At 34.2% G+C, this 23,483-nt stretch carries 23 protein-coding genes; 16 read left to right on the forward strand and 7 right to left on the reverse strand.

The features are described 5' to 3' along the window. Together BLT57_RS09460 and BLT57_RS09465 are read right to left on the reverse strand one after the other, a co-directional pair. Positions 1-381 (reverse strand): Rid family detoxifying hydrolase, encoded by a 381-nt coding sequence (locus tag BLT57_RS09460; RefSeq protein WP_091425208.1) that lies wholly within the window; start codon positions 379-381, stop codon positions 1-3. 14 nt (positions 382-395) lie between these two features. Continuing rightward, positions 396-3,173: a putative LPS assembly protein LptD gene (locus BLT57_RS09465; protein WP_091425210.1), complete on the reverse strand. Its 2,778-nt coding sequence runs from the start codon at positions 3,171-3,173 to the stop codon at positions 396-398. A 123-nt stretch (positions 3,174-3,296) separates the two neighbouring features. On the opposite strand from BLT57_RS09465, the gene BLT57_RS09470 reads away from it, so the two are divergent. The 13 genes from BLT57_RS09470 (at position 3,297) to bshA (ending at position 16,583) form a co-directional block, all read left to right on the forward strand. Next, positions 3,297-4,409: an N-acetylmuramoyl-L-alanine amidase gene (locus tag BLT57_RS09470; RefSeq protein ID WP_091425212.1), complete on the forward strand. Its 1,113-nt coding sequence runs from the start codon at positions 3,297-3,299 to the stop codon at positions 4,407-4,409. Positions 4,410-4,463: 54 nt separating this feature from the next. Then, entirely contained in the window at positions 4,464-5,408 is a 945-nt protein-coding gene (locus BLT57_RS09475; protein WP_091425213.1) for an MlaD family protein, read from the forward strand. Positions 5,409-5,416: 8 nt separating this feature from the next. After that, positions 5,417-6,745 carry a 4Fe-4S dicluster domain-containing protein gene (locus BLT57_RS09480; RefSeq protein WP_091425215.1) on the forward strand — a complete coding sequence of 443 codons (1,329 nt, stop codon included), beginning with the start codon at positions 5,417-5,419 and terminating at the stop codon, positions 6,743-6,745. A gap of 2 nt (positions 6,746-6,747) precedes the next feature. Further along, positions 6,748-7,086 carry a hypothetical protein gene (locus BLT57_RS09485; RefSeq protein WP_231928674.1) on the forward strand — a complete coding sequence of 113 codons (339 nt, stop codon included), beginning with the start codon at positions 6,748-6,750 and terminating at the stop codon, positions 7,084-7,086. Positions 7,087-7,125: 39 nt separating this feature from the next. Further along, positions 7,126-7,917 carry a (Fe-S)-binding protein gene (locus tag BLT57_RS09490; RefSeq protein ID WP_091425216.1) on the forward strand — a complete coding sequence of 264 codons (792 nt, stop codon included), beginning with the start codon at positions 7,126-7,128 and terminating at the stop codon, positions 7,915-7,917. A gap of 226 nt (positions 7,918-8,143) precedes the next feature. Continuing rightward, entirely contained in the window at positions 8,144-8,356 is a 213-nt protein-coding gene (locus BLT57_RS09495) for a hypothetical protein (protein WP_091425218.1), read from the forward strand. 11 nt (positions 8,357-8,367) lie between these two features. Further along, a complete protein-coding gene (locus tag BLT57_RS09500) occupies positions 8,368-8,562 on the forward strand; it encodes a hypothetical protein (protein ID WP_091425219.1) in 195 nt (64 codons plus the stop codon). Further along, a complete protein-coding gene (locus BLT57_RS09505) occupies positions 8,563-9,078 on the forward strand; it encodes a PH domain-containing protein (protein ID WP_091425221.1) in 516 nt (171 codons plus the stop codon). After that, positions 9,065-10,561 carry a PH domain-containing protein gene (locus tag BLT57_RS09510; protein ID WP_091425223.1) on the forward strand — a complete coding sequence of 499 codons (1,497 nt, stop codon included), beginning with the start codon at positions 9,065-9,067 and terminating at the stop codon, positions 10,559-10,561. The genes BLT57_RS09505 and BLT57_RS09510 overlap by 14 nt, the downstream gene beginning before the upstream one ends. A gap of 33 nt (positions 10,562-10,594) precedes the next feature. After that, positions 10,595-11,080 (forward strand): ABC transporter ATPase, encoded by a 486-nt coding sequence (locus tag BLT57_RS09515; protein ID WP_091425224.1) that lies wholly within the window; start codon positions 10,595-10,597, stop codon positions 11,078-11,080. A 19-nt stretch (positions 11,081-11,099) separates the two neighbouring features. Further along, on the forward strand, positions 11,100-12,323 hold the full coding sequence (gene serB / locus BLT57_RS09520) for a phosphoserine phosphatase SerB (protein WP_091425226.1): 1,224 nt from the start codon (positions 11,100-11,102) through the stop codon (positions 12,321-12,323). A 203-nt stretch (positions 12,324-12,526) separates the two neighbouring features. After that, positions 12,527-15,445, forward strand: a complete 2,919-nt coding sequence (locus BLT57_RS09525; protein ID WP_091425227.1) for a glycoside hydrolase family 3 N-terminal domain-containing protein — start codon at positions 12,527-12,529, stop codon at positions 15,443-15,445. A 1-nt stretch (position 15,446) separates the two neighbouring features. Beyond that, positions 15,447-16,583, forward strand: coding sequence for an N-acetyl-alpha-D-glucosaminyl L-malate synthase BshA (bshA, locus tag BLT57_RS09530; RefSeq protein ID WP_091425229.1), 1,137 nt, complete (start codon positions 15,447-15,449; stop codon positions 16,581-16,583). Between the two features lie 20 nt (positions 16,584-16,603). Here the strand turns inward: bshA and BLT57_RS09535 are convergent, their stop codons facing one another. After that, positions 16,604-17,416 carry a DUF1853 family protein gene (locus BLT57_RS09535; protein ID WP_091425231.1) on the reverse strand — a complete coding sequence of 271 codons (813 nt, stop codon included), beginning with the start codon at positions 17,414-17,416 and terminating at the stop codon, positions 16,604-16,606. A 55-nt stretch (positions 17,417-17,471) separates the two neighbouring features. Between BLT57_RS09535 and BLT57_RS09540 the strand changes: the two genes are divergently transcribed. Next, the gene (locus tag BLT57_RS09540; RefSeq protein WP_091425232.1) at positions 17,472-18,593 is read left to right on the forward strand and encodes a DEAD/DEAH box helicase; all 1,122 of its coding nucleotides are present in this window, start codon (positions 17,472-17,474) and stop codon (positions 18,591-18,593) included. A 176-nt stretch (positions 18,594-18,769) separates the two neighbouring features. Here BLT57_RS09540 and BLT57_RS09545 read toward each other — a convergent pair whose 3' ends face one another. Genes BLT57_RS09545 through BLT57_RS09555 form a run of 3 tightly spaced genes read right to left on the reverse strand, consistent with a single transcriptional unit; the run spans position 18,770 to position 20,798 of the window. Then, entirely contained in the window at positions 18,770-19,216 is a 447-nt protein-coding gene (locus BLT57_RS09545; RefSeq protein WP_091425233.1) for a toxin-antitoxin system YwqK family antitoxin, read from the reverse strand. 11 nt (positions 19,217-19,227) lie between these two features. Next, positions 19,228-20,184: a PD40 domain-containing protein gene (locus BLT57_RS09550; RefSeq protein ID WP_091425234.1), complete on the reverse strand. Its 957-nt coding sequence runs from the start codon at positions 20,182-20,184 to the stop codon at positions 19,228-19,230. Then, positions 20,181-20,798, reverse strand: a complete 618-nt coding sequence (locus BLT57_RS09555; protein ID WP_091425236.1) for a GntR family transcriptional regulator — start codon at positions 20,796-20,798, stop codon at positions 20,181-20,183. Before BLT57_RS09555 ends, BLT57_RS09550 begins: the two co-directional genes overlap by 4 nt. Before the next feature lie 110 nt (positions 20,799-20,908). On the opposite strand from BLT57_RS09555, the gene BLT57_RS09560 reads away from it, so the two are divergent. After that, the gene (locus BLT57_RS09560) at positions 20,909-22,186 is read left to right on the forward strand and encodes an FAD-dependent oxidoreductase (protein ID WP_091425238.1); all 1,278 of its coding nucleotides are present in this window, start codon (positions 20,909-20,911) and stop codon (positions 22,184-22,186) included. A gap of 64 nt (positions 22,187-22,250) precedes the next feature. Continuing rightward, a complete protein-coding gene (locus tag BLT57_RS09565; RefSeq protein WP_091425240.1) occupies positions 22,251-22,823 on the forward strand; it encodes a DUF4251 domain-containing protein in 573 nt (190 codons plus the stop codon). A 22-nt stretch (positions 22,824-22,845) separates the two neighbouring features. On the opposite strand, the gene BLT57_RS09570 is transcribed toward BLT57_RS09565, so the two are convergent. Continuing rightward, the gene (locus tag BLT57_RS09570) at positions 22,846-23,436 is read right to left on the reverse strand and encodes a hypothetical protein (protein WP_091425242.1); all 591 of its coding nucleotides are present in this window, start codon (positions 23,434-23,436) and stop codon (positions 22,846-22,848) included. Between the last annotated feature and the right edge of the window lie 47 nt (positions 23,437-23,483).

Below are 23,483 nucleotides of genomic sequence, written 5' to 3' on the forward strand. Positions count from 1 at the left end.
TTATTTAACAGCAATCATGCTAATCTCTACATTGACAAACTTGGGTAAATTAGCCACTTCAACGGTTTCTCTAGCAGGAGCAGTTTCGGCATTAAAATAGTCTGCATAGACCTCGTTGATTTGAGAAAAATTATGCATGTCACTTATAAAAATAGAGGTTTTAATCACATGTTCGAAGGTCATGCCTGCAGCTTCAATAACGGCTTTTAGGTTTTCCATAACCTGTTTGGTTTCTGCAGTGATAGAATCTAAAACCAATTCGCCTGAAGTCACATCGATAGCGATTTGTCCTGATGTATATAATGTATTACCCGATAAAATGGCTTGGTTATATGGACCAATAGGAGCCGGAGCATTAGGAGTATTGATGATGGTTTTCATAAGATGATATATTATTATAATTGCTGATCTCTTTGTCTACGTTTATCGTATTTTAGATCTTTAAGTAAGCTAGATTTAATTCCGATGAAGAAATTCCATGAATTAAAGGGGCCAAAAGGTACCCAAGAGAAATTCATTCGCCAACTCAGTAGATCACGTTCAAATCTAAACTGAGTTTGTGTAAACCCTTTATTGACAAAATCATAACCCGAAGACACACCAACAGACCATCGTGGTGATAATTCAACATCTCCAGAAAACATTAATGAATTATTTGAAATGGCGTTTTGGCGCGCAGCGTTACTATAATTAACCGCATAAGCTAATCTGAGGTTCCACGGAATTTTGTAGTTATATAATTCTGCTTTCTCTTCTTCCTTTTTGCCCTTATCATCATCAGTTAGCCGTTTGTCAGCAAAATCTTGAGGCTTACCAAAGAGATCATCGGCACGACCACCACTGCGCAGAGATTCTTCTATGGCAGCTTCATCATCTCCACCGCCACTACCATCAAATTCTTTACTTGAAATAGAATAACTAATATTTAAGTTAGCGGATGTTAATCTAAACAGACTTCCGCCATTATCAACATTGAATGTATTAACTTTCCTATTGTTATTATCTAAGGCATAAGGATCTAGAACCATCCCAAAATTGACATTCATTTTGTCTTTTAATAAGGTCGTACCTCCAGAAACTCGCAATGGACTCCATTGTAACGAATCGCCAGCAAAATTATAAGAGGTCGATAAATTTAAGTTGTTTAAAAGCATCACTTTCTTAGGTTCTGTCGCAGTACTATCTTTATCTCTAACTTTGGCTTCAAAATTATTGCTTAAAGAGATACCCATAGAACTTGAGAAGGTACGATTAGGGATTCCAAAAATGGAGCCTTCAAAACGTGTATACTGCTCTCGTCTTACTTCATCTGCAGTCGTTCCATCAGCATCGACGATTTCAAAAGTGTCGTAATATTCATCAAAAGCCGGATTTATATTATAGCTAATTGACGGACGCATGACATGTCTAATTTTTTTAATTTTTGGATCTTTTCCTTCTTTCTCAAAATCAAACATTCCGTACACAGTTGTCCCAATACTTGTGCTAAAATTATAGGTAAAAAAACGATCAAACTGTTTTAAATCCTGCGTCACTATTTCTTCATTCGTTTCATCATAAAATCGTCTAATTGTATTAAAGGTCCAGTTCTCCTCAAAACTAGCATTAGCACTCATACTGAAATAATTAAAGACTTTGAAGTTTGTAGAGACAGGAATCGAATGTACGGCGCCTAGCTTTGCGTCATCAAACATTTCAGATTTAAAAAATAAAGAATCAGTAGTTTGTATTCTGTTTTCTGCTCTGACGTTATATTGAAAGTTGATATTTTGAATGATTCCTTTTTTTGTACCACTTTTTGGTGCAAATGGAAACATTCTACCTACACTACCTTGAAAGGTAGGTAAGGTCATATTAATTTGTTCTGTATTGGTGTTTTGCGAATGTGTTGCTGTCACATTCATATTCACTTGAGGCTCACCTTGAAATGTTTTCGAATAGGAGACAGACGAAGCTAATGTGTTGTTTTGCGTGTTAGATAAATTGAGTTGATTGATAGACTGCTGAAAGAATCGACTACTACCTAAGTTAACCGATGCTGAAAATCTAGAATTTGGGTTGGACTTACCATCTTGACTGTGAGACCAACGAATATTATAAATGGTTGATTTTCTAAAGTCGGGAAAACCACGCTCGCTATTAATTAAATTTTCATATCGAAAGCTTACATTTCCTCTGAATCTATATCGCATCGCATAATTACTTTCCAATCGCAAACCATAACTTCCATTGGTATAGTAATCTCCTAATACGGCCAAATCCAAATAATCACTTATCGCAAAATAATACCCTCCATTTTGTAAAAAGTACCCTCTGTCATTACCTAAATCTTGCCCTGGTGTTGGCATAATCACACCAGAAGTTTGCTTTTTTGTCATTGGGAAATAGGCAAAAGGTAGACCTATTGGTGTCGGTACATCATAGATAAATAAATTAGTAAGCCCAGTAACAACTTTAACTCCAGGAACTACTTTTGCAGTTCGCATTAAAAAATAATACTCAGGATCATCTAAATTTTCAGAAGTAGTAAAACGACCATTTTTAATAAAAAGGGTAGAGTCATTTTCCATTTTCGTGGTTTCAGCGATAATGGTTCCTCCGCTTTGTTCAGTTTTCGAATTAAATACTAAAGCTTTTTTGGTAACGGTATTAAAGATTATTGAATCTGGTTCAATAACACTTGGACCCTGTGTAAATACTGGTGCTTGTGAATAAATCCCTAACGAATCCTTTAAGCGACCAGCATAAACTAAATTTTTCCCGTGATCAATAACGATAACACCGGCTTTAATATTCATATCTGTATAATCAACAGCAGCCTCGTTATATAGGGTTGTACGATTTTTTCGTTGATTTAAGCGCACATAGTCTTTCGCTTTATAATTGACGATACCAGCGAGTGTTTCTTTTTTTTTAGGAAGCGTGTCATTCTTGATACTATCAACTTCTTTTATATTTTGTGGTTTCGTTAATAGCGAATCTACATTTATAACGGTACTATCAGTTACAGTTTCTGGCTTGATTGGCTTTTTCGGTTTGGGTAATTCTTGAGCGAAGCAAAACATGTTAATAAACATGGTAAAACTTAGAGAGAAAAGTATGTGTAAGCTTTTTGTATGCAATGCTTTTAAATGTATTTTTGCTAAAGTATGGCTCGGTTTTTGAATTGCCAAACTTACATATATTTTTTATGATTAATTTAAAATTAAACTAAATTATATAAAGTAGAAATTGCCCTTTATATCCAGCAATTTCGGCGCTTAAAATAAACTTAGTCCATAAAACGTTAAACTCCTATGAAAACGACTTCTTATTATATATTCGTATTGGTAACCTTCTTATTTACCAGTATTTTAACATCTGCTCATGCTTTTCAAAAAGATAGCGACAAGTTTGTTGTGGTTTTAGACGCTGGTCATGGTGGAAAAGACCCAGGTAGACCCACTAAATTTGGTTATAAAGAAAAATATATAGCGCTGCAACTTGTTTTAGCCGTTGGATCTGAATTAGAGAAGCAAAAAGACATAAAAATTATATACACAAGAAAAACAGATAAGTTTTTAGAGTTGCATGAACGTGCAGCAATAGCGAATAAAGCAGATGCAGATTTATTTATCTCGATTCATTGCAATGCGCATGATTCACAAGCATATGGTACAGAAACTTATGTGCTAGCTACGAGGGCTAATAATATGAATATTGAAATTGCCAAAAGAGAGAATGAAGTTATTTTCTTAGAGGCTAATTATGAACAGCATTATGAAGGTTTTGATCCAAATTCACCCGAATCACTTATTTCATTGAGTTTATTACAGGAAGAGTACCTTGATCAAAGTATTAGGTTAGCACGTAGTATTGAGGATAATTTCAAGGATAAAATTAAACGCAAAAGTAGAGGTGTAAAGCAAGCAGGTTTTTGGGTGCTGCACAATACGTATATGCCTAGTGTATTGATAGAAACAGGTTTTATAACGAATAGAAAAGAAGGTGACTATTTGAATTCAAAAAAAGGTCAAAAAGATATTACAACCGCTATTATTAATGCTGTAAAGGACTATAAAAAAGAATTAGAATTAAATATTGGTATGGATGTTTATCATACAGATGAAATTTTAGAAACCACAGATAGTCCACAGATAATAAAAGATGTAATTTTTAAAGTCCAAATTGCCGCTAGTTCAAAGGAACTGGCTCCAAAATCATACAACTTTAAAGGGCTTAATGATATTTCAAGAGAAAAATCTGGTGCTATTTATAAGTATTTTTATGGCTTTACTTCAGATTATAGTAAGATTAAAGAACTACAAGTACTAGCAAAATCTAAAGGCTACAAAGACTGTTTTGTCGTCGCTTATAAAGATGGTAATAAAATAGATGTTTCCGATGCATTGAAATCCGTATCTAATTAGAAACATTCTTTATATATTTATGACTAATTTTGTTGTAACCCAAAATTGTAAAATTTGAAAATCTCAAGAGAAGTAAAGACAGCAGTACTCGTACTCTCGGGTATTATATTATTGATATTTTTATTCAATTACCTCAAGGGTGAAAGTCTTTTCGATTCGCCAAATACGTACTATACTGAATTTGATTATAATGCACTAAGTCAGTCGTCTCCAGTAACCATAAAAGGGAATGCTGTTGGCAAGATCAAAGACATCGTTTATGATTATGAAACTGGTAAAACAAGGATAGCATTTACGGTAAATGAGCAATTAAAATTCTCGAAACAAAGTAGAATTAGACTGTATGAGACCGGATTAATGGGAGGTAATGCTTTAGCAATAATTTTAAGTGATGAAGGTGAGCAAGCAAAATCTGGAGATTTCTTAATGTCTGAAGTCGAAGAGGGGTTGGTATCCAGTTTAAGTAAAAATTTCTCAGGAGTTGGCGATGATTTAGGATCGACTTTAAAAACAGCCGACACACTTTTAGTCAATTTAAACAACCTTGTTACTGACCAATCTGAAGATGGATTAAAGAATGCCATCAAAGAACTTAATTCAACAATGAAAACTTTTAAATCAGTTGCAATTTCTATAAGTGCATTTGTAAAAAATAATGACGACAAATTGGCATCAGTATTAAATAATGTCGATTCTATCACCAAAGATTTATCAGGTATCACCAAGGATCTTAAAGACGTTAAACTTTCGGAAACCATAGCCGAACTTGATAAAACACTGGCTTCGGTGAATGCTGTAATGACAAGCGTAAACAATGGAGAAGGGTCAATTGGTAAACTTTTAAAAGACGAAGGTTTATATGATAATTTAGAAGCAGCATCCAAGGAAATGGAAGAATTAATTAGAGATATTAAGTTACATCCTGCACGTTACAGACGTATTCTGTCTAAAAAGGAAATACCGTATACACCACCAAAAGAAGAAGACCGAAATAATTAAACATTGATATGGAATATGTACCACAAATAGCATTTGCAATAGCTTTAATTATTGGTATTGGTTACTTTGCTAGGAATGTTAAAAAACTAATGCGAAATATCAACTTAGGTCACGATGTGGATGTAAGTGATAATAAATCGCAACGTTGGAAGAATATGACTATGATTGCTTTGGGTCAAAGTAAAATGGTGAAACGTCCTATAGCAGGATTTCTACACGTTATTGTCTATATAGGTTTTGTTATTATTAATATTGAAGTGCTTGAAATCATTATTGACGGACTCACAGGAAAGCATCGGATTTTTTCATCAATAGGACCTATTTATAATGTGCTCATTGGGTCTTTCGAAATCTTAGCTTTTTTAGTTTTAGTCGCTGTAGTTATTTTTTGGTTACGCCGAAATGTGATTAAACTAAAACGCTTTTTAAGCGCAGAAATGAAAGGCTGGCCAAAAAACGATGGTAATATCATACTCTATTTTGAGGTCGTATTAATGTCGCTCTTTTTGACTATGAATGCAACAGATCTTCAATTACAACTCAATGGTGCAGAAGGTTATACCCTCGCTGGTTCATTTCCAATAAGTCAGTATTTATTACCGTTATTTGACGGACTCTCAAATGCAACCCTCATTATTATTGAGCGCACTGCTTGGTGGTTGCACATTTTAGGAATATTAACCTTCTTAAACTACTTATATTTCTCAAAACATCTGCATATATTATTAGCCTTTCCAAACACATACTTCGGTAATTTAAAGTTAAAAGGTCAATTTAATAATCTTGAAGCCGTTACCAATGAGGTGAAAATGATGATGGATCCTAATGTTGATCCTTTCGCTGCTCCTCCTGAAGGCACAGAAAATGCTGTGCCAGCTAAATTCGGAGCGAGTGATGTACAAGACCTGAATTGGGTGAATTTAATGAATGCTTATTCCTGTACTGAGTGTGGTAGATGCACGAGCGAATGTCCGGCAAATCAAACAGGAAAAAAATTGTCGCCAAGAAAAATCATGATGGACACACGAGACCGTTTGGAGGAAGTTGGCAAAAACATGGATGCCAATAACGGTGAGTTTAAAGAGGATGGCAAACAGTTATTAGGGGATTATATCTCTAATGAAGAACTTTGGGCATGCACCAGCTGTAATGCCTGTGTAGAGGCTTGTCCTATAAGTATTGATCCTTTGAATATTATCATGCAAATGCGACAGTATTTGGTAATGGAGCAAAGTGCTGCGCCAATGGAACTCAATACTATGATGACCAATATAGAAAATAATGGAGCACCTTGGCCGTACAATCAAATGGATCGTTTAAACTGGAAAAACGAGTAATTATGAGTGTTTTTCTTCGGAAATATGAACTTCTTTTAATAACTATATTCCTGCTGAGTACTGCGTTTATGAGGGCACAATCTTATAGGAAAGATTCATTGCAAATTAAGTCTTATACCCTCATTGAGTACCAAAATAATGAGGTGAAAGATATTCAGCTGTTGAAAGTGATATGCGATTATTGTACAGATTTTCAAAAGAAAGCGATAGGAGAAGAAGCTAAGCGGAGAGCATTTCAAGAACGCTTAGATCCTAAAAACAGAGTAAAAGACGGCAAAAAGAAATTAGCCATCTATATAAGAATAGCAAAAACAGATTTTGCAGAAATTAAAGAGAATTAAGTTTGTGACTTAATTTATTGAAAACACAAGAATAAACATATGAGCGAATTACTCAAAGTGCCAACTATGGCAGAATTTATGGCAGCAGGAAAACAACCCGAAGTATTGTTTTGGGTAGGGTGTGCTGGAAGCTTTGACGATAGGGCAAAAAAAATAACAAAGGCATTTGTGAAACTTTTGAATAAAGCCAATGTAGAGTTTGCTGTTTTAGGAACTGAAGAAAGCTGTACTGGTGACCCAGCAAAACGCGCTGGAAATGAGTTTTTATTTCAAATGCAGGCTGTGACCAATATCGAAGTGATGAATGCTTATGAAATTAAGAAAATCGTTACTGCATGTCCGCACTGCTTTAATACCATTAAAAATGAATATCCAGGATTAGGTGGCAATTACGAAGTGATGCACCATACACAATTCTTAAAATCATTGCTTAACGAAGGCCGTTTAACTATTGAGGGCGGACAGTATAAAGGTAAACGTATTACGTTTCATGACCCGTGCTATTTAGGCCGTGCTAATAACGTCTATGAAGCACCAAGAGAGCTTATTAGAAAATTGGATGCAGAACTTGTAGAAATGAAAAGCTGCAAGTCTCGCGGACTCTGTTGTGGTGCCGGAGGTGCTCAAATGTTTAAAGATGCCGAACCTGGTAATAAAGAAGTAAATATCGAACGTACAGAGCAAGCTCTAGAGACAAAACCAGAAATTATTGCGGCTGGTTGTCCGTTTTGCAATACCATGATGACCGATGGTGTCAAGAATAAAGAAAAGGAAGGTGATATTGCTGTCATGGATATTGCTGAGTTGATTGCCAACGCCCAAGATCTATAAGTTGTGGATAGAGAGAGGCTCCCTATAAAAACTATACTAATAACAGGTGTCAATAATGGTTTGTTCTTCGCTATATTTATGGCTGGATTTGATTATTTTAACGATGATCCTCTCTCAATATTTAAGTTTATATTTCATTGTGTCTTTTTTGGTTTTTTTATGGCCATTTCCTTTAGATATAAATACACTCAAAAAAAGTAAACACGATAATTCGTAAATTCGAAATATGGCAGAAATAAATAAAAAACGAATTTTAACAGCAGGACTTATTGGTGGTGTGATTTTTTGCCTTGTTGTCTTATTTATAGATTATCTTTTTGGAAGAGGTTTTTCTTGGCTCAGACTTACATTTTACTTTGTTTTTGGAGTGATTATGTATAGTTTTCTAACCTATAGAAATTTTAAAAAACATAATAAAAATAACAACCCGAAAGAGTAAACCGTCGCTACATGTCTTCGTCTACCAAACTCATATTAAGTGCTGCTATTCGCAACGGATTACTTTGGTCAGCAATTCTCATAGTGTTAACCTATTTGAAAAACGGTATTATTTACACTAATTACTTGCCGTTATGGTTTTTGTTTTTCGCTGGAACAGGAGCTTTGCGTAAATACTATTTTTTAACTAAAGAAAATAAAAACTAAATGTTCTTAAATACCCAAGTAGATATTGATAATTTGCCAGGAATTGAAGAGATACGGCTTAAATCCATATCTAAAAAGTATCTCAAAATTATCATCATAAATAGAATCTCATTGTTTTTAGTTCTTTTTGTAGTGCTTTTGATCATGACATGGTTTATGGATGATAAAACCCCTCAAAATTTACTTCTTTATGGCTTTGTCATCTTAACAGTTTTTTTAATTCTCAACCTAACTATTGGACTTTTAGCATTTAAGAAGCGTAAATACGCTATTAGAGATCACGACGTGGTTTATGCTAAAGGCTTAATTATTAATTCGCTCACGACTGTGCCGATCTCACGTATTCAGCATATTGAAGAAAATCGAAGTTGGTTAGCACGACAATTTGGTTTGGCAACGCTTAAGATCTTTACGGCTGGAGAATCTGGCAGTGATTTGAGCATCCACGGACTACCAAAAGATGATGCTAAAAAAATTCATGATTACATAAGCACAAAGGTGAATGGAAGTATCTGATTTTTCTCAGCCTATGCGTCAATCCTCAAAAGGGATTATTATTATTTTCGGATTTAATGCCTTTAAGTTTTTTAAGCGCTTTTTTGTCATTTTTATTGCCTTTGGTTTGTCGTTAACCAAAAAGAAATCTTTTGCAAACCTCAGCCCGAACACCATTCTTTTAATTATTGTTGGTATCATTATTATCTTGTTTGTGGTTGCAGTATTAAAATATCTCAATTTCAAGTTCTATTTAAATGATGACGATTTTCATCTGTCTAGAGGGATAATGAATAAAGACAAAACCGTAATCCCAAAATCAAAGATTCAAAACGTTTATATCAAGCAAAATCTACTGCAGCAAATCATCAATGTTGTTTCTGTCAATATTGAAACTGCTGGTGATGATAAGTCAGAAATCGAAATTAGCGCCCTAGATAAACCAACAGCACTGCGGCTTAAAAAACAACTTTTTAATAAAGTGGATACGACGAGTAGTAATCAGATAGAATATATTGAGCAAACAACAGTATTTTTTAAAGCTTCTATGAAACGTTTGTTATTAGAAGGTTTATCTCAAAATCATCTCAAGAGTTTTGCTATAATTATGTCTTTTGTATTCGGTTTATATTACGAGTTCAAGGATTATCTCAAAGATTTAAACCTGCAAGAACGTATTGAGAATTCTGTTCATTTTGATAGCGACACATTACTGAGTATCCTCATAGCTAATCTTATTATTATTGTTATCGTCATTTTTATCTCATCGCTGTTTTCGGTAGTAAAAACCTTAATAGTTAATTTTGGGTTAGAAGTTATTGAACATCAAAAAACCATAGAGATTAATAAAGGGCTTCTTAACAAAGTATCTTTAAGTTTAACACCTAGCCGTATCCAAAACCTTGTGATTACTACTAATAGATTAAAACAATATCTCGGTTTACATACGGTTTCTGTAAAACAGGCTATGGTAAATAACAAACAAAAAAAGAGTTTTGTTATTGTGGCTTTAGAGAAGATCCAGTTATACCATTTATTAGACAAGCTTCTAAAACAATATAACCACGCATTGCAGAAAAATAAGCCAGAACCTTACTATAATCGTATTTCTGCTATTGAAATGTTCCTATTTATTTTAGTCATTAATATTCCAGCTTATGTCATCTTCGGAAATGAGAAATGGTGGATTAATCTTATTCTTTTTCCAATAGCTGCGTTATACATTTATATTAGCTTTAAAAAGGCCTATTTTACCTTAGATGATCACTTTGTGACGATAGGAAGTGGTGTTATCGATACAACGACAAATATTTTAGAAATTCATAAAATACAATCAGTTGAAATAAAACAATCTATTTTTCAGAAACGTCGAAACATCGCTTCAGTCATTATTTCGACGGCATCCAAGGATGTAAAGATTCCTTACATCAAGGAAGAACTGGCAATTCAGATTCATAATTTCTTGCTATTTAAGGTAGAATCTCAGCAGAAAGATTGGATGTAATATTGTATTTTTGAACAAAGTAAAAACCCTTATATGTTAGTTGATTTTAATACTCTTCCTGAAGAATCTCGCGTTTGGATTTACCAAGCTAATCGCTCGTTCACCGATCAGGAAATTTCAGAAATAAAAGAAAAACTCAATATATTTATTGAGAACTGGACTGCTCATGGAAGTGATTTGCAATCTGGATATACTATTGAATATAAGAGATTTATAGTGATTGCTTTAAATCAAAACTTAAATACAGCTACAGGGTGTAGTATTGATGCTTCTGTTCATTTTATTCAAGAATTAGAGAAAGATTATAATGTAGATCTCATGGATAAAATGAATGTTTCATACAAGCAAGGTGAATTCATTGCCCATAAGACACTGCTTGATTTTAAGAAAATGGCAAAAGACAAAGCTGTTTCAAAAAACACCATCGTTTTTAATAACTTAGTCACCAATATAGCAGAATTCAAAGAAAACTGGGAAGTACCAGCAAGTGAGAGCTGGCATAGTAGATTTTTAAAATAAATACAAGTGACCTTTTATTATGACCAACGAAATTTTTTTACTAAACATCTCTGGACAAGATAAACCAGGATTAACTTCTAGTTTAACGGCTGTTTTATCACATTATGGCGCCAAAGTATTAGATATGGGTCAGGCGAATATACATGACACACTATCTCTAGGTTTTCTGTTCGAAATTGAATCCAAAAAGAAATCGGCTGCTGTATTAAAAGATTTGCTTTTTAAAGCCTACGAACTCGGTGTTACTGCTAAGTTTACACCAATCTCACTTGAAGATTATGAACGTTGGGTAACGATGCAAGGGAAAGATCGGTATATCATTACCATTTTAGGAGAACGATTATCGGCGGAACAAATATCTAAAGTAACCGAGGTGATTTCAGAAAAGAATTTAAATATAGATGCTATAAAACGACTTACAGGACGTACATCACTAGTGAGAGAAGAAGAATATCCTCGAGCTTCCATACAGTTATCGATAAGAGGTAAAATTGATTGCAAGTTAGATTTTACCGAAAAATTCATGCAAATCTCAAGAGATTTAGATGTCGATATCGCATTTCAGGAAGATAATATTTTTAGAAGAAATAGACGCCTTGTGTGCTTTGATATGGATTCTACACTTATTCAAGCCGAAGTTATTGATGAACTAGCAGAATTGGCTGGTGTGGGAGCTGAAGTAAAAGCAATTACAGAGTCGGCTATGCAAGGTGAAATAGATTTTAATGAGAGTTTTAAAAAACGCATGAAACTGCTAAAAGGATTGCGCGAAGAGGTGCTCCATGATGTTGCCGTTAATTTACCTATAACAAAAGGGGCTAAACGACTTATTGATACGCTCAAAAGTTACGGATTTAAAACCGCTATTTTATCAGGTGGTTTTACCTATTTTGGTCACTATTTGCAAAAAGAATTAGGCATTGATTATGTTTATGCCAACGAATTAGAAATTGACGACGGTGTGCTCACTGGTGGTTATCTAGGTGAAATTGTTGATGGGGAAAAAAAAGCAGAATATCTTAAAGATATTGCAAAACTAGAGGGTATAGACATTAGTCAAACCATAGCAGTTGGTGATGGAGCCAATGATTTACCTATGCTTAATTTAGCAGGATTGGGCATCGCATTTCATGCGAAACCAACTGTAAAAGATAATGCTCAAAGTTCTATTTCAAGTATTGGATTAGATGGTGTTCTTTACCTGTTAGGATATCATGATAGGCATATCGATTTACTCGATTAGGGATTTAAGTTTCTTGACTTTTCACCGCGCTAAGATTTTCTTAGTAGTTAAGGATTCATTGTAAGTATAGCTTCTCGTCATTTATTTGTTTACAACCTTCTTTATAAATCTATCTTAAAGTCTTTTTTTTCTTAAGTCTAAAGCACTATTTTGGCATAGTTTTTAGTTCTATTTAAGAACAACTTAAAAAGACCTTTTTTTCTATGCGATATCTATTGTCCCTCATTTGTATTCTTTTTATAATATCACCTACATATTCTCAAGATGAGAATCACCCTTTAGCTCACAAGAATCTTGAGTTACAGCAAAAATGGGTGGATAGTGTATATAACAACCTAAGTATTGAAGAGAAGGTAGGACAACTATTTATGGTTAGGGCTTTTTCAGACAAAAAAAAATCTAATGAAAAGGAGGTCTCCAACCTTATTAATAAGTATCATATTGGTGGATTAATCTTTTCTACTGGAGGTCCTGTAAGTCAGGCCAAGCAAAACAACCTATATCAAGCCATTTCTAAGACACCATTGCTGATTGGAATGGATGCAGAATGGGGATTAAGTATGCGTTTGGATTCTACATATGCATTTCCTTGGAATATGACTTTGGGAGCGATTAGTGATAACAATTTAGTAGAACGTACTGGCTATCATATTGGAGAGCATTGCAAACGTATAGGTGTTCATTTTAACTTTGCACCAGTGGTCGATATCAATACAAACCCAAAAAATCCAATTATTGGAAATCGTTCGTTTGGTGAAGATCGAGATAATGTTACGGCAAAAGCTTCTGCTTTTATGAAAGGCATGCAAGAAGCAGGTGTTCTTGCGAATGCTAAGCACTTTCCTGGTCATGGCGATACCGATAGCGATTCTCATAAAACACTTCCAACTATTTCTTTTAATGAAAAACGTATCGACTCGATAGAATTATATCCATACCGTCAACTCATCAAAGAAGGCTTATCTAGTGTTATGGTAGCACATTTAAATGTTCCTAGTTTAGAACCGCGTGACGGCTTTCCATCATCGTTGTCAAAACATATCGTTACAGATATCTTAAAAGATTCTTTAGGATTTAAAGGGCTTATTTTTACAGATGCTTTAGAAATGAAAGGCGTGTCAAATTTTAGTACACCAGGTGAAATTGATCTTGCAGCTTTTCAGGCAGGAAATGATGTGTTATTAATTTCTGAGGATGTTCCTATTGCAATTTCTAAAATTATTGATGCGTATAAGAATAAGGAAATTTCCGAAGAACGACTCGCACATTCTGTAAAGAAAATTCTAATGGCCAAATACAAAGTTGGACTTGATCATTATGAGCCCATTGGTACAGCGGCATTAGTGAATGACTTAAATCGCTTACAAGATGATTTACTCTATGAGGAATTATTAGAAAATGCGGTTACAGTGTTGAAGAATACATCTAGTTTGTTACCACTTAGAAATTTAGAAACAAAGAAAATAGCCTATGTAGAGCTTGGAGATGACAGTGGTTCCGTATTTTATGATGAGCTTAAAAAATATACCAAAGTACATCGTGTTCAGGCAGAAAAACTTGACGAGCTTATATCCAAGCTCCAAAATTATAATACAGTAGTTATTGGTTTTCATAAGAAAAATGATAACCCGTGGCAAGGCTATAAATTCACCGACAAGGAGTTGGTTTGGCTCTATGAGATTGCCAGAACCAATACTGTAGTTTTAGATGTCTTTGCTCGTCCTTATGCGCTTTTAGACTTAGCGAGTCATGAGAATATTGAAAGTATTGTCATGAGTTATCAAAATAGCGCTATTGCTCAAGAAAAATCGGCTCAAGCCATATTTGGCGCAATACCAGTAAAAGGGGCTATTCCAGTATCGATAGGTGCTAATTTTAAAGCTGGCGATGGCATTTCATACAATGCCCTTTTTAATTTAACTTATGGTTTACCAGAGCGTGTTGGTATGAGTTCTGAGAAGTTAGCGCGAGTAGATTCTTTGGCACAATATGCTGTGGATCAAAAAATGACACCCGGTATCCAATTGCTTATCGCGAGAAAAGGGAAAGTGATTTACAATAAAAACTTTGGAACACATACTTATGAGACTAATGAAAAGGTGAAATTTGAAGACCTGTATGATGTGGCTTCACTCACTAAGATTTTAGCTACATTACCCTTATTAATGGAGTTAGAAGAAAAGAAAGTCATTTCGTTAAACACGAAGTTATCTAGAATCCTTCCGGAATACTTAGACTCTAACAAAAAGAATGTGACGATAAAACAAATGTTATCGCATTATGCGAAGCTTAAACCTTGGATTCCGTTTTACGTAGCGACTCTAGATTCTGTTACAAAAAAACCAGATCCAAAATATTACCGTCGTGTTGGGACACCGCGCTTTAGTGTAAAAGTAGCAGAGCAGATGTATTTGCGTCATGATTATCCGGATTCTATTCAAAAAATCATCAAAGATTCTGAGCTGTTATCAAGTTTACGCTACCGATACAGTGATATGCCGTATTACATTCTCAAAAAATATATTGAAGGTTATTATAAGAAACCATTGGATGAGTTGGTACAACAGCACTTTTATCAATCTTTAGGCGCAAATTACACGACTTATAACCCGTCTACTAAATTCACTGATAAAAATATTATCCCTACAGAAATTGATGATTATTACCGATTTCAAAAGGTGCATGGGTATGTTCATGATATGGGAGCCGCAATGCAAAATGGAGTAGGCGGACATGCAGGTATTTTTAGTAATGCTAATGATGTCGCCAAAATCATGCAGATGTATCTTCAGAAAGGTTATTATGGTGGGAAACGTTATTTGCGACCAGAAACTTTAGAAAAATTCAACACCTGTTATTATTGTGAGAAAGATGTTAGGCGAGGGATTGGTTTCGACAAACCACAACTTGGAGACGAAGGTCCAACCTGTGGTTGTGTTTCAATGACCAGCTTTGGGCATTCTGGGTTTACTGGCACATATGCATGGGCAGATCCTGAAGAAGATCTTGTTTATATATTTTTAGCCAATAGAACATACCCCAAAGCAGGAAAGAACCTTTTGTTAAGAGAAAATATTAGAACAGATATACAACGTTTAATTTACGAAGCAATCATAGAATAAAATGCGAATAGGAATAGTATGTTACCCAACATTTGGCGGAAGCGGAGTAGTAGCCACGGAATTAGGTTTAGAATTATCTAAACGTGGTCATGAAATTCATTTTATTACTTACAATCAACCTGTGCGTCTTGAATTATTAAGTCATAATGTGCATTATCATGAGGTGAATGTACCAGAATACCCGCTATTTCATTACCAGCCCTACGAATTAGCCTTGTCGAGTAAATTAGTAGATATGGTGAAGTTACATCAAATTGAAATCTTACATGTGCATTATGCGATCCCACACGCTTATGCGGCATATATGGCTAAAAAGATGTTACAAGAAGAGGGTATTTATATTCCTTTTGTTACCACCTTGCATGGTACAGATATTACGCTAGTAGGGAGTCATCCCTTTTATAAAACAGCAGTAACATTTAGTATTAATAAATCAGATGCGGTAACTTCTGTGTCACAGAGCTTGAAAGACGATACCTTACGATTATTCGATATTAAAAATGATATCCATGTGGTTCCAAATTTCATTGATTTAGAACGTCACGAACCTCATTTTACAGATTGTCAACGTGCCATGATGGCAACTGATGATGAACGCATCATTACACATATTAGTAACTTTAGAGAAGTCAAACAAATTCCTGATGTCATTCGGGTATTTTATAATATTCAGAAACAAATTCCAGCCAAATTAATGATGGTTGGAGAAGGTCCGGAGCGAGAACCTGCAGAATTGTTATGTGAAGAATTAGGAATTACAGATAAAGTCATTTTCTTCGGAAACAGTAATGAAATCGATAAGATTCTCTGCTTCAGTGATTTATTTTTATTGCCTTCATTAACTGAAAGTTTCGGATTATCAGCCTTAGAAGCTATGGCATCTGGGGTGCCTGTAATTTCTAGTAATACCGGTGGAATACCAGAAGTGAATGTTCATGGCGTATCAGGGTTTTTGAGTGAAATCAATGATATTGATGATATGACTAAAAACGCCTTATATATTTTAACTGATTCTAATCGATTGTCAGAATTTAAAGCAAATGCAAAAGGTGTGTCAAAGCGTTTTGATATTCATCAGATTGTTCCAAAATATGAGAAAATTTATGAAGATACTTTGAAAAAGTGTATGATTTTGTGAGCGTTGAGATCTGTATGATTTTACCACCAAATCAAAAAACATTTCTGCAGTCTCCCTTCCTTATGCTTCATCCAAAATAATGGAGACTGACCTTGATTTAAAAATGAGTCTGCTTTTTCTACAAAATCATTAAAGTTTAACCAATCAACATCATTGAAAGGGTTTAAGAACCAATCTAATTTTGTAGGTATATAAAATTTATTGGTACTAAAGGTTTTTATTTGATTTCGTCGTAGATAATACCCACAAATACAATCTGAATTCAAAATTTCGAAATCCACATCGATTTGATAAGGCACAAAGAGTTGCGCTTTAAATAACACGTGTTGTATAACTGACGAATCATGAATATTCAAGTGTTCTAAGGTTGATTGACAGGCTTCAGAATACAGTAACGGCAATTGCTTGTCTTTCAATTTTGTTAACTTTTCTATCAAGCTATCTTTACGGTTAGGTCCAATCCATCGTTCTAATTCTGTATCGCCCAATGTTTCATCATACACATAAAACTTATAGATAATTTCTAAATGAATTTGCTGTTTGTCAATTTGTAATATGGCATCTAATTCACCTAAGGTTTGTTTGTCTTTTTTAATCTGAATATTTTCAGCGATCAGAGTAACGTCTTTACTTGTTTCTAGTTGATTAAAGACAAACTGTTCGGCCAATTGTCCTAAACGCAATCGCTTTTCCTGTTTTCGATGAAAAACTGAAGACGCACTCAAAGGCAGATTGAATTGTGTCATATCAAATACGGTGTTATTCTGCCAGAGGTTATGTGTTTTACAGAATCCTTGATATAGGTCTTGAAAATGTTGTGGAGATAAGTGCATATCGGTCCGAAATTACGAATAATAACAATACCTTTGTGGTCAATTAATATTGATTATGGAACGCACATTTTTTGATTTAGGTATTTCAAAACCTTTAATAAAGGGTTTAAAGGAATTACAGATAAAAACACCAACTGAAATTCAGGCAGAAGCCATTCCCGTATTATTAAATAATGATACTGATTTTATTGGATTAGCACAGACCGGAACGGGAAAAACAGCAGCTTACGGTTTACCAATTCTTCAAAATATCAATCCAAAAAAAGATCATGTGCAGGCATTAATTTTAGCGCCAACAAGAGAATTAGTACAACAAATACAAAAGCAGCTTTTTAAATTCACAAAGTATTGTGATGATAAAATCTTTAGTGAAGGTGTTTATGGTGGTGAAAAAATAGATGTTCAAATGAAACGACTAAAGCGTACCACGCATATTATTGTGGCAACTCCTGGTCGCTTATTAGATTTTATAGAACGTGGTGATATCGATATCAAACATATAGAAACACTTGTATTGGACGAAGCTGATGAGATGCTTAGTATGGGTTTTAAGCAAGATTTGAATAAGATATTTAAATACACTACTGGAACCAGACACACCTGGTTATTCTCCGCGACTATGCCTGAAGAAATTCAAAAGATCATTCGGACATATATGTCTGTAGATGCGGTGAAAGTTGAAATTGATAAAAACAGCTTAGTTAATGCTAATATATCCCATCATTATATTGTCACCTCTATCAAGGAAAAAACAAATATAATCACACGTTTATTAGATAAATATAATAATGATAGAGGAATTATTTTTGTGAGAACCAAAGCTAGTGCGATGCAACTTACTGAAAAATTAAAAGCTGAAGGTTTTTCAGTAGAGGCCTTACAAGGGGATATGCAACAAAAAGAACGCGATAAAGTCATGCGAGCATTTAAAAATGAGTCCTTACAATTTTTAGTTTCCACCGATGTTTCAGCAAGAGGTATCGATGTAAATAATTTAGCGTTTGTAATTCATCATCAATTACCAGATCAATTAGAATATTATACCCATAGGAGTGGCAGAACTGCTAGAGCTGGAAAAACTGGAGCATCAATTGCTCTCATCATTTCGGGTGAAGAACAACAAATTCAAAACTTACAGAAAGATCTAGATATTAAGTTTAAACAAATGACGCTTTAAAATTTTATTTAAATCTTATGACAAAATAGGCTATTTACCATTTATAATAGTCTACTTTCGCACTCACTTAAAGAACCAGCAATGGTTTTTTAGGTATTACACAAATAGAACTCCTTAGTATGGTCACTAAGGAGTTCGCTTTTTTATAGGTTCATTAGGCTTATATAGTGCAGTTCTTATCGCGTATAAGTCATTGTATGCACTACGATTCCTTGTTTGTCATAATAGACCCATTTGCCGATAGGTTGCTTCCAATGTAGGTATTGACCTTCCGATTTTAAACTTCCATCTTCATAATAAAATTTTACAGGACCCTCTACGCGATTATCCACATAAGTTCCTTCACATTCCTTATTTCCATTAGGATCATATTGTGTCCATTTACCATTTCCAATACCGTCAACGTATTCCTGAGTAGTGAGTAAGTTCCCATTGGCATACTTTCCGTAAAGAATACCTGTGAAAGGTTTATTGCTGCCAATTTCATAATAGATACTTCCCATCTTATAAGCTTTCTGATAGGTGTCTGACATCGCAATCATTTTTCGATCAGAAGTATCTGATTGTGCAGTCACAAAACAAGTAACATTAATTATTGCCAATAGAAATATCATGTGTTTCATAGAGATTGTTTTTATTTAAATAATTCATTTAATTTTAATGCTTGTGTTTCTATAATATATATGCTAGAAATACCGTCATATTCTTCAGGGTTATCTTTTTTATCTCTTGTAAAGAAAAAGTACTTCCCATCAGACGTCATGGCTGCGGGACACTCATTCATATTAGTATTTATGAGCTCTCCTAGGTTCTTTGATGGCATCCATTTACCTTCAACGTCCTTTTTACTTACAAATATATCATCACCACCAATACCGTCCTCACGATTATAAATTTGGGTAAATAAATAATTTCCATCCGCCGATATAATGGGTGCATATTCCCATTTATCCTCTCTATTAATGGCAGAAGATAATTTTTTTAATGCTTTGAAATCAGCACCATCATAAGTTGTTTGGTATATATCTAAACCTTTAGTTCCTCTCACTTGAGTTCCAGTATAGAACGTTATGTCGTCTGACGTCACGAAATGCGAAACATTGCTCGACGGCCAATTTTCACCCTCTATTTGTACCTTATTTATGGTATTAGATAAAGGAATTGGCTTTGTCCAAGCCCCATTCACCCATTCTGTTTTCCATACATTCATATCAAAACCTCCTAGATTAGTCTGGTTAGGTATGGGTCTCTCACTACCAAAATAGACTGTTCTTCCATCTTTAGAAAAATGAGGAGATTCATCTCTATCATTAGAAAACGAGACTATTTGTGGTGTATTCCATTGCCCATTGTTATAGCGTGTTTCGTAAATGCGTTGCTTTTCATCTCCAATTCTACGAGTGAATAAAATAGTTTTAGCGTCAATAGGTGATATTGTCATACCAAATTCTTGATCAATTTCATTTGTAACTATATGAGGTAAGAATAATTCAGGAGTCAATATGTCGTGATCTGAAAGATGAGCAGTCATAGTTGTTTTCTGGCATGATACCACTAATGCTAACATGAGTATTAATGTGTATTTTTTCATAGACTTTTATAATTTAATATTTGCATCCAATTTTGTTTTAAAATGTCTGATGCTAAACGAACGTTCTTATTTTCCAAGGCTGTAATAATATGGTGATGGTGATGTTCGGAATATTTGTGATAACTAGGATCTTGCATAAATCCCATTTCATAATAGAAGATGCGCGTTTTTAAATCGTCTAGCATTTGAAGCGCAATATTATTTTTGAATGATGACGTTAGAATGGAATGAAAATCTATATCTGCATTAATCCGCTCTATAGATGTTTTAGCGTTTTCAAATTTAAGTTGCTGTTGCTTTAATTTTGAAATGATAGTTCTACTGAAGTCTGAATTTTCTAGCGCTAAGACCTCTAATATTGCAACTAACTGATACAAATTATTAGCCTCAATGTTGGATAATTCTGGAACAATAAACCCTCTATTTGGTATTGCTCTAATAATATTGGAATGCTCCAATTGCGATAAAGCTTCTCGTATTGGTGTTACGCTCACATCCAATTCTCTAGCTAAAGCTGCCAATGAAACACTCTGTCCCGGAGTTAATTCTCCATTTCGCATCTTTTTTAGAAGTAAAGACTTTACTTGATCTCTGAAGCTAGTTTTAATTATCATAAGGTAAAAATAGTATATCGTATACGATTATTTTCAGAATTAACAGGATATTAACGCCATCGAAAATAGAAATCATTTGAGAATCCGTGGTTAGCACTTATCTTTACTACATGAAAAGAGAAGATTACAAGATTCATATTGTTGGAGCAGGAGTTAGCGGATTAATTGCTGCTAAAACTCTAGAACAGCAAGGCTATAGACCAATCATTTTAGAAGCCTCAGATCGGGTAGGAGGACGCGTAAAAACAGATTGTGTTGAGGGCTTTCAACTCGATCACGGATTTCAAGTTTTACTAGATGCTTATCCGTTAGCTAAGAAACATTTAGATTTTCAAGCATTAGAGTTACAAACATTTAGGCCAGGCGCAGTGATTTTTAAAGATAGTAGAATGCAAACTATTGGTGATCCTATTCGAGACCTATCACTATTAATGCCTACCATGTTAGCAAACATTGGTAATTTTAGTGATAAATTAAAGATATTAAAGCTTAATAACGCTTTAAAAAAGAAAAGTATCTCTTCTATTTTTTCTTCTGAGGAAACATCAACTTTAGACTATTTAGTATCTAAAGGCTTTAGCAATGACATCATACACAACTTCTTTAAACCCTTCTTTTCTGGAATATTCTTGGAACCCAATTTAACAACCTCAAGTCGTATGTTTGAATTTGTATATAAGATGTTTGGTGAAGGTCATGCCGTATTACCAAAGTCAGGAATTGAAGCTATTCCGAAGCAATTAAAAGCACAGCTAGAACACACGGACTTTAGCTTCAATACTAAAATAAAATCGGTTCATGATGATCATTTGGTGACATATGAGGGAAAACGTATAGCTACACATTTTACCATTATTGCCACCGAAGCTCATCACTTAGTTTCTAACTTGAATACCGCAAACACATGGAAGTCTTGTGATAATTTATATTTCAAAACTACTAGCAGGAATATCACAAAACCACTTATAGGTCTCATTGCAGAAGATAATGCGCTCATTAACAACATCTTCTTTCATAATAGTTTAGAAACAGATCAAACCGCATATGGTGAATTACTATCAGTTACAGTGGTTAAAACTCACGAACTTGATGAAAACGAATTGATAAAACAAGTTCAAAAGGACTTAGAGATGTATTGTAATATTTCAAATACAACGTTTCTAAAGCGTTATAAAATACCTATGGCTTTGCCAGAATTATCAGAAATGCAAAATGATTGTTCTCCAACAGAAACACAACTTAAACCAACAATTTATTTGGCTGGTGATCAGCTATTAAATGGGTCATTAAATGCGGCTATGCGATCTGGTGAACGTGCAGCAGAAGGCCTTATTTTGGCTTTAGAGGATGGTTTGCGAATAGAGGAAATTACTTCAGAATATTTATAAAATGTTAAAGCGCAAGGCTTTATGAGCATAAAAACGTATCTTAAAGGTGTAAAATCTTAAGGTTATGAAAAAGATTATTTTATTATGTGTTTCCTGTGTTTTTGTCATCTCCTGTAGTGCTACAAAAACGACTGCTTCACTAGAACAAATTAAGACTTTAGATGAATTAGTAGCCCATCAAAATTTTAGTATCGAATCAGATTATGCACTTCCTCTTGTAACGAATAGTTTAAGTGCGCTACAGAACTCAGGGATTTTAGCACCAGGTGAAAATATAGGTCGTATTAGTTTACTGAACAATGCGAATGAACTTGTTTTAAAAGGTTCTCAAATTTCTTCAAAACTTCCATATTTTGGTGAAATTCAACAATCGACTGGTTATAATGGCTCAAATAATAGTATTGTATTAGCGGGAGAGATTAAAGATTATCGCGTAAATAAACATAAAGATGGTAGTTACACTTTGAAATTTGATGCCAAAAGTAAAGGTGAAAACTTTGATGTCATTATTATTTTATACCCTAACTTAAGTAGTGAAATGACTCTAAAAGGAGCCAAACGTTTTCCAATACGTTATACTGGGTATGTGCGTGTACCGAAAGATGACACCAATGATGTTGAATCAATTAAAAAATAATGTAAAATTTTAGCAGCCCTGATTAATCGGCGCAATAATCTGATCGCAGCGTTACTGTTCTAAGTGATTGCCAAATGTCATGGTCAAATGGTTGTGGAGAAATTCTAAATAGCAAATCTGATGTGTCTGTTTGTTCGCAGTAAAACTGTGTCATTTGAATATTTAAAACGATTATACGCTCTGTATGAAACGAATCGTAAACTCTAATTTTTCCAATATAATCTATTTGATTATTCCCTGTATCTTTTAAAAACAATACCATCGTTTGAGGAACTTTAAAATCTTTCTTCTTATTAACAGCTTCCATAAGTCCGTTGTAATAAGATTTCATATGTGATTCAAGGATTGTTTCATTAACTTTCTGTACCCCTTTAATATGCCAAGTAAATGCATATGTCCAGAAGTCGGAACTATCTTTTTTCGACCAATGCTTTGAAAATCGCAAATCTTCATAACCTTCATAGCTGATGTCTGATGCAAAATTAATAGGGAATTTGATAATCTCCTTTAACCATGTAGTATCCGATTCTAATACACCTAGTTTTTCTTCTTGCCCATGGACTCCTATGGTAAATAAAAATAGAACAACTATTCTATATAATGTGTTTTTCATAATATGAAATTTGTATTGGATTAAACCGTAAAATTAAGATCAAGGTC

Origin of the sequence: Formosa sp. Hel1_31_208, assembly GCF_900104785.1 — a bacterium.
Taxonomy (GTDB): domain Bacteria; phylum Bacteroidota; class Bacteroidia; order Flavobacteriales; family Flavobacteriaceae; genus Psychroserpens.

Coding starts and splice junctions, on each gene's coding strand:
- BLT57_RS09545 (WP_091425233.1), bottom strand. CDS start 19,216: ATGAAACACATGATATTTCTATTGGCAATAATTAATGTTACTTGTTTT.
- BLT57_RS09495 (WP_091425218.1), top strand. CDS start 8,144: ATGGCAGAAATAAATAAAAAACGAATTTTAACAGCAGGACTTATTGGT.
- BLT57_RS09535 (WP_091425231.1), bottom strand. CDS start 17,416: ATGCACTTATCTCCACAACATTTTCAAGACCTATATCAAGGATTCTGT.
- BLT57_RS09480 (WP_091425215.1), top strand. CDS start 5,417: ATGGAATATGTACCACAAATAGCATTTGCAATAGCTTTAATTATTGGT.
- BLT57_RS09470 (WP_091425212.1), top strand. CDS start 3,297: ATGAAAACGACTTCTTATTATATATTCGTATTGGTAACCTTCTTATTT.
- BLT57_RS09485 (WP_231928674.1), top strand. CDS start 6,748: ATGAGTGTTTTTCTTCGGAAATATGAACTTCTTTTAATAACTATATTC.
- serB (WP_091425226.1), top strand. CDS start 11,100: ATGACCAACGAAATTTTTTTACTAAACATCTCTGGACAAGATAAACCA.
- BLT57_RS09490 (WP_091425216.1), top strand. CDS start 7,126: ATGAGCGAATTACTCAAAGTGCCAACTATGGCAGAATTTATGGCAGCA.
- BLT57_RS09500 (WP_091425219.1), top strand. CDS start 8,368: ATGTCTTCGTCTACCAAACTCATATTAAGTGCTGCTATTCGCAACGGA.
- BLT57_RS09540 (WP_091425232.1), top strand. CDS start 17,472: ATGGAACGCACATTTTTTGATTTAGGTATTTCAAAACCTTTAATAAAG.
- BLT57_RS09570 (WP_091425242.1), bottom strand. CDS start 23,436: ATGAAAAACACATTATATAGAATAGTTGTTCTATTTTTATTTACCATA.
- BLT57_RS09525 (WP_091425227.1), top strand. CDS start 12,527: ATGCGATATCTATTGTCCCTCATTTGTATTCTTTTTATAATATCACCT.
- BLT57_RS09560 (WP_091425238.1), top strand. CDS start 20,909: ATGAAAAGAGAAGATTACAAGATTCATATTGTTGGAGCAGGAGTTAGC.
- BLT57_RS09515 (WP_091425224.1), top strand. CDS start 10,595: ATGTTAGTTGATTTTAATACTCTTCCTGAAGAATCTCGCGTTTGGATT.
- BLT57_RS09565 (WP_091425240.1), top strand. CDS start 22,251: ATGAAAAAGATTATTTTATTATGTGTTTCCTGTGTTTTTGTCATCTCC.
- BLT57_RS09460 (WP_091425208.1), bottom strand. CDS start 381: ATGAAAACCATCATCAATACTCCTAATGCTCCGGCTCCTATTGGTCCA.
- BLT57_RS09510 (WP_091425223.1), top strand. CDS start 9,065: ATGGAAGTATCTGATTTTTCTCAGCCTATGCGTCAATCCTCAAAAGGG.
- bshA (WP_091425229.1), top strand. CDS start 15,447: ATGCGAATAGGAATAGTATGTTACCCAACATTTGGCGGAAGCGGAGTA.
- BLT57_RS09555 (WP_091425236.1), bottom strand. CDS start 20,798: ATGATAATTAAAACTAGCTTCAGAGATCAAGTAAAGTCTTTACTTCTA.
- BLT57_RS09550 (WP_091425234.1), bottom strand. CDS start 20,184: ATGAAAAAATACACATTAATACTCATGTTAGCATTAGTGGTATCATGC.
- BLT57_RS09505 (WP_091425221.1), top strand. CDS start 8,563: ATGTTCTTAAATACCCAAGTAGATATTGATAATTTGCCAGGAATTGAA.